The 6,731-nt window shown below is 37.9% G+C and carries 6 protein-coding genes; 3 read left to right on the top strand and 3 right to left on the bottom strand.

The genetic code is table 11. The features are described from left to right. From AC6F75_RS13445 to AC6F75_RS13455, 3 genes are all read left to right on the top strand, one after another. On the top strand, window positions 1-1,880 hold a 1,880-nt coding region (locus tag AC6F75_RS13445; protein ID WP_500715603.1), incomplete at its 5' end, for a PAS domain S-box protein. 70 nt (window positions 1,881-1,950) lie between these two features. Beyond that, entirely contained in the window at window positions 1,951-2,355 is a 405-nt protein-coding gene (locus AC6F75_RS13450) for a response regulator (RefSeq protein WP_500715604.1), read from the top strand. A 57-nt stretch (window positions 2,356-2,412) separates the two neighbouring features. Continuing rightward, a complete protein-coding gene (locus AC6F75_RS13455) occupies window positions 2,413-2,787 on the top strand; it encodes a magnetosome magnetite crystal formation protein family (protein WP_500715605.1) in 375 nt (124 codons plus the stop codon). Between the two features lie 107 nt (window positions 2,788-2,894). Here the strand turns inward: AC6F75_RS13455 and dnaN are convergent, their stop codons facing one another. The 3 genes from dnaN to gldF form a co-directional block, all read right to left on the bottom strand. Further along, a complete protein-coding gene (dnaN, locus tag AC6F75_RS13460; RefSeq protein ID WP_500715606.1) occupies window positions 2,895-4,013 on the bottom strand; it encodes a DNA polymerase III subunit beta in 1,119 nt (372 codons plus the stop codon). Between the two features lie 95 nt (window positions 4,014-4,108). Next, window positions 4,109-5,914 (bottom strand): gliding motility-associated ABC transporter substrate-binding protein GldG, encoded by a 1,806-nt coding sequence (gene gldG, locus AC6F75_RS13465; RefSeq protein WP_500715607.1) that lies wholly within the window; start codon window positions 5,912-5,914, stop codon window positions 4,109-4,111. Beyond that, complete coding sequence (gene gldF / locus AC6F75_RS13470; protein WP_500715608.1) at window positions 5,907-6,638, bottom strand: gliding motility-associated ABC transporter permease subunit GldF; 732 nt, start codon at window positions 6,636-6,638, stop codon at window positions 5,907-5,909. The genes gldG and gldF overlap by 8 nt, the downstream gene beginning before the upstream one ends. Between the last annotated feature and the right edge of the window lie 93 nt (window positions 6,639-6,731).

The raw sequence follows: 6,731 nt of genomic DNA on the forward strand, positions 1-6,731 counted from the left end.
ATTCTTCAGAGTCTAAAACCGGGGTTAAGGTGCTTGTTTTTGATGAGGAATCGGTTTTGCATCCTATCGATAATTCTTTACGGCAGCTAAAAACAATTCACTTTAATTATTTTATCACAAATGATGATGATTGTTTTAAAGAATTATTAAAAACCATTAAACCACAACTCATTTTATCTGAACTTCATTTAGATGAGGAATCAGGCAAAAAACAACTAGACTATTGCAGGATGTTTTATCCTTATATTCCATTTATTTTTTTAACAACACATTCCTGCAACAAATCATCATTAAACTTACTTGAGGAAGGTGCTACAGATTTTTTGTTAAAAGAAAATATAACTGATTTACCCAATGTTGTTTTCAAAGCACTTCGGCAAAGCCGTGAGAAACGTCAAATTAAAGCTGCTAAGCAGAAAAGATGGGAAGACTCTCAGCGTTTTAAAGGTTTGATAGAATATTCACAAGACCCTGTAATCACTTATGACAAATCCGGAATCATAACTTATGCAAGCCCAGCAATTGAAAGGGTTCTGGGGTATCAAGTTGACGAATTTGTTGGAACAAATGTTTTGGACCACATTCATCCTGATGATTTAAATCAAAGGCATCAAAAATTTGAACAATTAAAAGACAGTGAAGTTACATTTGCTGAAATTGCTCAGGAAAGGTTGATTCACAAAAATGGCCATTACATCTGGGCAAAAGCCATAGTAAGTGATGCCCGGTTGTTACCCGGAATTGAGGGATACATGACCAACTTCAGGGACATTACCGAAACAGTTAAAAACAAACTAAAACTTGAAAAAACCCTCAAAAATCTCACCGATTATAAAATAGCCCTGGATGAAAGTTCAATTGTTGGGATTATAGACCTGAAAGGTAAGATTGCTTATGCAAACCAAGAGCTATTAACTGCTTCAAAATATCCGAAAGATGAATTAATTGGGAAAAATTTTAAAATTTTTCAATCAAACGAACACCCTGATTTTTTTTATTTAAAAGTTTGGAACGACATTTCAAGTGGTAAAATCTGGAAAGGGGAAATGAAATTTAAAGCAAAAGACAACAGTCATTTTTGGGTAAGTGCTACAGTGGTCCCCTTTTTTGATGAAAGCCACAAGCCCTATCAATACATAGTAGTGATGCGAGACATCACGATAAGAAAGCTCAGAACACTTGAACTTCACAATTCAATCGATTTGTTGACAAGCCAAAACAAGCGGTTGCTCAACTTTTCATACATCGTTTCACACAATCTCAGGTCACACACCAGCAATATTCAAAACCTGATCAACCATATAGAAGATAGCGATGATGAAACCGAAAAAAAAGAGATGATGCTACATTTGAAAAATGTAGCCGAGGCTCTTAACGAAACCATGTACAACCTCAATGAAGTGGTTTCCATCCAGTCCAATTCAGAATTAAAGATTGAAACAATTAAACTAAAATCATTTTTAGATAACACACTAAAGATATTAAAAACCCAGATTTCAGAAACCAATACAACCATTATATCAGAAATTCCTGAGGATGCCGAGATTAAATTTAGCGTAAGTTATCTGGAAAGCATTTTGCAAAACCTGGTTTTAAATTCAATAAAATACAGACATCCTGACCGGAATCCTGAAATTAAGATAGATTGTGGATATAAGGAAAATTACCTAAATTTGAATATCACCGACAACGGAATCGGTATAAACGTTGAAAAATATAAAGACAAACTCTTTGGAATGTACAAGACCTTTCATTCAAATAAAGATTCAAAAGGACTGGGTTTGTTCATGAGTAAAAATCAAATTGAAGCACTTGGTGGAAAGATTGATGTTGAAAGTGAAATTAATAAAAGGACAACTTTCAGGCTTTATTTTAAATAAATTCTTTTTTTAATTAAGTTATCCAAAAGATTTTATTGATACCATAAGTCAAACTAACTTAATTGAAAAAATGACAGTTAAAAAGCTTTGTATTATAGACGATGATGACTTGTACAAGTTGTTGCTTAAGAAGTCAGTAAGAACTATTGGAAATAATGTGGATGTTCAATCCTATTCCAATGGAGAGGAAGCATTTCTTGCTTTGTCAAAATATAAAGATTCACCTGATTTACTTCCTGACCTGATTCTACTCGATATCAATATGCCGGTTATGGACGGCTGGGAGTTTATGGAAAAATTTGTTGCATATAAAAATCACTTTAAAAAGCTCATTACCATCTACATTGCCAGTTCATCGATTGCAAAACAAGATATTGATAAGGCCAAAAGCTACACTGAAATCTCCGGTTATATCGTAAAGCCTATTCTAAAAGATACGGTAGCAGATCTATTAATCTCAAAAGAAGCAGTGTAACATTTCCGATTTTTTGGATACCAATAGGTAGATCATCAATCAAAAAATCAAAATGTTATGGATCATTACAATCAAAACAATCCGCATTATGCCATGAGAACAGACAATCAGCTGTTGCTCATCACACATCTTTCTCAATTGTTAACTCATATCACCGGCTTTGGAGGCTTACTGGTACCCTTGATTATTTGGGCAGTAAACCGTGATAAAGTTGCAGACCTGAATGAGCACGGCAAGGAAATCATTAATTTTCAGTTGACCATGATTTTATTGGCCATCATCTGCATACCTTTAATATTTGCCTTTGGACTGGGAATCATCGGTTTAATTATCATCGGGATTTTGTCTTTTGTGATGCCTATAGTCAATGGCATCAATGCATCAAATGGAATTTTCAGGCCTTATCCACTTACCATCCGGTTTTTATCATAAAAAAACCACAGAGGTACTCTGCGGTTTTAAGAAATGTGAGGTTAAAAAATACTAACAGTTTGGTTAAAACATTTTCAGTTAGTAATATCTTCAAAAGGCATAAAACCTTAATCGTTCAACATAACGGGCATCACTAGCATAATGACTTGTTCACCCTCGTCAAGTCCGTCAACAGGGGTTAAAATTCCCGCACGGTTGGGCAGTGACATTTCCAAAGCTACTTCATCGCTGGTTAAGTTGGTTAACATTTCAGTTAAAAAACGCGAATTAAACCCTATTTGCATATCATCTCCACTGTAAGTACAGGTCAAACGTTCCTCAGCTTTATTTGAATAATCCAGGTCTTCTGCCGAGATATTCAGCTCTGCACCGGCAATTTTCAAACGTATCTGATGCGTTGATTTATTTGAAAAAATAGACACACGCTTTACAGAATTTAAAAACTGCATCCTGTCAATGGTAAGTTGGTTGGGATTTTCTTTCGGTATAACCGCTTCATAATTGGGATACTTACCCTCAATCAACCTGCACACCAGCTCGAAATTGTCATAAACAAACTTGGCGTTTGATTCGTTGTATTCCACCAAAACATCATCTTCACTTCCGGCAAAAATAGACTTCATCAAAGTGAGTGGTTTTTTGGGCATGATAAACTCTGCAGTATCTGATGCCTTTAAATCTTCACGGGTATATTTTACAAGTTTATGAGCGTCAGTAGCGACAAAAGTCAGGCTTTCGGTAGAAAACTGAAAGAACACACCACTCATCACCGGGCGTAAATCATCATTACCACTGGCAAAAAGGGTATTGCTGATGGCAGTAGCCAGTATGTCTGCCTGGATCACCGTGCTTTTTGGGTTGGTAATTTCGATGGCCTTGGGGAACTCTTCCCCTTTTTCATAAGCCAAAGCATATTTTCCGTGGCTTGAGCTGATTTCCAAACTGTTGTTTTCTTCAACAACAAAAGTCAGGGGCTGCTCAGGAAAAGACTTTAGAATGTCAAGGAGCAATCTTGCCGGTACTGCAATGCTTCCGGTACTGTCACATTCCACTTCCAGCTTACCGGTTATGGATGTTTGCAAATCCGAAGCAGTAACGTGCAGCGAATTGTTGTCAAACTCAAACAGGAAATTATCAAGTATGGGCAACGCATTGTTGGTGTTTAAGATTCCGCCTAAAACCTGAAGTTGTTTTAGCAGGTAGGAACTTGATACAATAAATTTCATTCTCTTATGTGTGTTATTTAACGATGAATAGAATTCTGTTAACTACAAATATATTGCAATATACCTGAAACGTGAAACATTTTTATTAACAAATATCAGGTGTGTTTTTTCTTTCGGTAAAATGAAAATAGCAATCCAAAAATCAACAGTAATACCAGCGGAAACACTAAATTCAGGGTTTGCCAATAGGTTCTTTCCTGGATTACTTTTTGCTGGTCAAGAAATGGAATAACGATTTCCTTGCTTCTGATGTTTATAAGTCCGGTTTCGTCCAGCAGGTAATTGACGGTATTCAGCAAAAACTCCTTATTGCCATAGCGTGTGTTGGTCCATTTGTCAAAGCCCAGCTCCAGAGGCCGGTTGCCATCCATCTGGTTTTTAATCACATTGCCATCGCTGATCACCACCATTTTGGTTTTCACTCCTTCATCTATATGATTGGGGTTAGGAAACGGTTTCACCCTGTTTCTGTACACCGAAGTGAAATTGCCTTCAAGCAACACCGCCAGGGGTACTTCCCCGGCTGAAAACTGCTGCATATCCGGTCCGTTGTTATAGACTTCCAGATTAAACATAATTTCCTGGTCCAGACTGATTCTTGTGGGCATACCCACCACACGGCTAATGGGCGAACTACTCAGAAGAATGGTTTTTTTGATGTCGTTTTCCAAAGTATCAATGGCACTTGCAAAATCAAACTTCACAGCTTCAATATTGTTGACTATCGGATGTGGATTGGCACTGCTTGTGAGCGGGCTGTAGAACCAGGGATAACGTTCAAACTGACTATCGGCTTCAGTGCCGGTAGCCAGAACAATTGGGGCAGAGTAGAGGTCATTCACCAGCACGGGGTTGATCCTTACGCCATAGCGAAAGAAAAAATCGGTGAGGTTTAAATTGTTGCCAAAAGCAAATGTATAGCCCAGATTGAACAAACTGTCCATTTCCACGTTCACCTTGTCCACCAGCCAAAGGCTTTTGCCACCGTTCATGGTGTATTGGTCCAGCACATATTTTTCTTCATCGGTAAAGGTTTCACGAGGTTGGGCAGAAATCAACAGGTCATAGTCTTTGATTTGCTCTAAAGTTTTCTGCGGACTCACAGCCACTGAATCCAACGTGAATTTAGCCGTAAAATAATAATCCCTAAGTGTGGAAATAAAATCGGCTATATAACGGTCAGGCAATTGACCGTTGCCGCTTAAAACGGCTATTCTTTTTGATTTGGGCGTGATGATTTTATTAAAACCGTCTGCAAATGCATACTCGAGGTTTTGAATTGAATTTGTTATGCGCTCCTCAGAAGTCGTTCCCAATTGATTTTTTAGCAGAGGGACCACTTGAACACTTCGGTCTTCATAGCTAATGATTGCCCATGGATAAATCAGTTCCTGAGTAAACCGTCCACCATCTTGAACATTTATTTGAGAGGGCATCAATGACTCAATTAATTCAGTAAGCATTCTACCAAAATAATTATAGTAATTTACTTCTCTGGCCCAGTCTTCTTCAGATATCTCCTTTTTCTCAAACTGTACTCTTTTTGAGTTAAAATTGTTTTGTAAAGTGCTTAAGTTGTCTTCGAGGCTTTCAATGTATTGTGAACCATCAATGAAATCAAACTTTACATTGGAATTATTCGAAGCAAATTCCTCTAAAACCTGTCGCGTTTCACTTTGTAAACGCCTGAATTCCGCCGGGAAACTTCCTTCCAGCAACACTTCAACAAAAACCACAGATTCGGCAGGTTCCAGGGTTTGTATGGCTGCTTCAGAGAGGGTGTATCGCTTGTCGTGGGTAAGATCAAAGCGTTGATAGACCAGTCCGCTTAAAAAGTTTAAACCTAAAACGACAACCAATAGGAGAATGATTTGTTTGTAGATGTTGTTTTGTTTACCCATTGTCTTTCTGAAGTTTGAATACGGTTAAACTTAAAAAGAAAACAGCGATGCTCACGAAGTAAACAATGTCTCGTGTATCCAGAACTCCACGTGATACACTTTGAAAGTGTGCCTGCATACCCAATTTGGAAACAAAGAAATCATAAGAACCAAACAGGTTGTAACTGGCCAGTCCTTCAAAGCCGTAAAACATAAAAAAGCAGAGGAATACAGCCACGATAAAAGCCACAATCTGGTTTTCAGAAAGTGATGAGGCAAAAATACCAATGGAAGTATATGCAATTATCAGAAAAAACAAGCCGATGTATGAACCAATAGTGCTGCCCGTGTCCCAGTTTCCGGGCGGATTGCCCAGTTCAGAAATAGTAACCACATACAACAACGTGGGAATTAAAGCTAATAAAATCAAAATCACCGCACCCATATATTTCCCAAAAACGATTTGATTGATGGAAATAGGCTTGGTGAGCAGTAGCTCCAGGGTACCCATTCGTTTTTCATCACTGAAACTCCGCATCGTCACCGCCGGAATCAAAAAAATCATCACCCAGGGCGCCAACTGAAAAAAGGAGGAAAGCTCGGCAAAACCGGCATTAAGGATGTTGAACGGACCGTCAAAAAGCCAAAGGAACAAGCCGTTTATCAATAGAAAAACAGCAATCACCAGATAACCGATCAGCGACCCGAAAAAAGAATTGATTTCCCTGAAAATAAGTGCCATCATAAACTGTTACTTTAACTAAAGTGGAATAGCGATATTGTGCAAAAACCTCAAAAATATAAGGCTCCCGCAAAAATAGCAATTAGTTTGTATAAT

This window comes from Planktosalinus sp. (assembly GCF_059864935.1).

Bases quoted from the DNA above. Each gene is read 5' to 3' on its own strand.
- dnaN (WP_500715606.1), bottom strand. From the start codon at position 4,013: ATGAAATTTATTGTATCAAGTTCCTACCTGCTAAAACAACTTCAGGTT.
- AC6F75_RS13450 (WP_500715604.1), top strand. From the start codon at position 1,951: ATGACAGTTAAAAAGCTTTGTATTATAGACGATGATGACTTGTACAAG.
- AC6F75_RS13455 (WP_500715605.1), top strand. From the start codon at position 2,413: ATGGATCATTACAATCAAAACAATCCGCATTATGCCATGAGAACAGAC.
- gldG (WP_500715607.1), bottom strand. From the start codon at position 5,914: ATGGGTAAACAAAACAACATCTACAAACAAATCATTCTCCTATTGGTT.
- gldF (WP_500715608.1), bottom strand. From the start codon at position 6,638: ATGATGGCACTTATTTTCAGGGAAATCAATTCTTTTTTCGGGTCGCTG.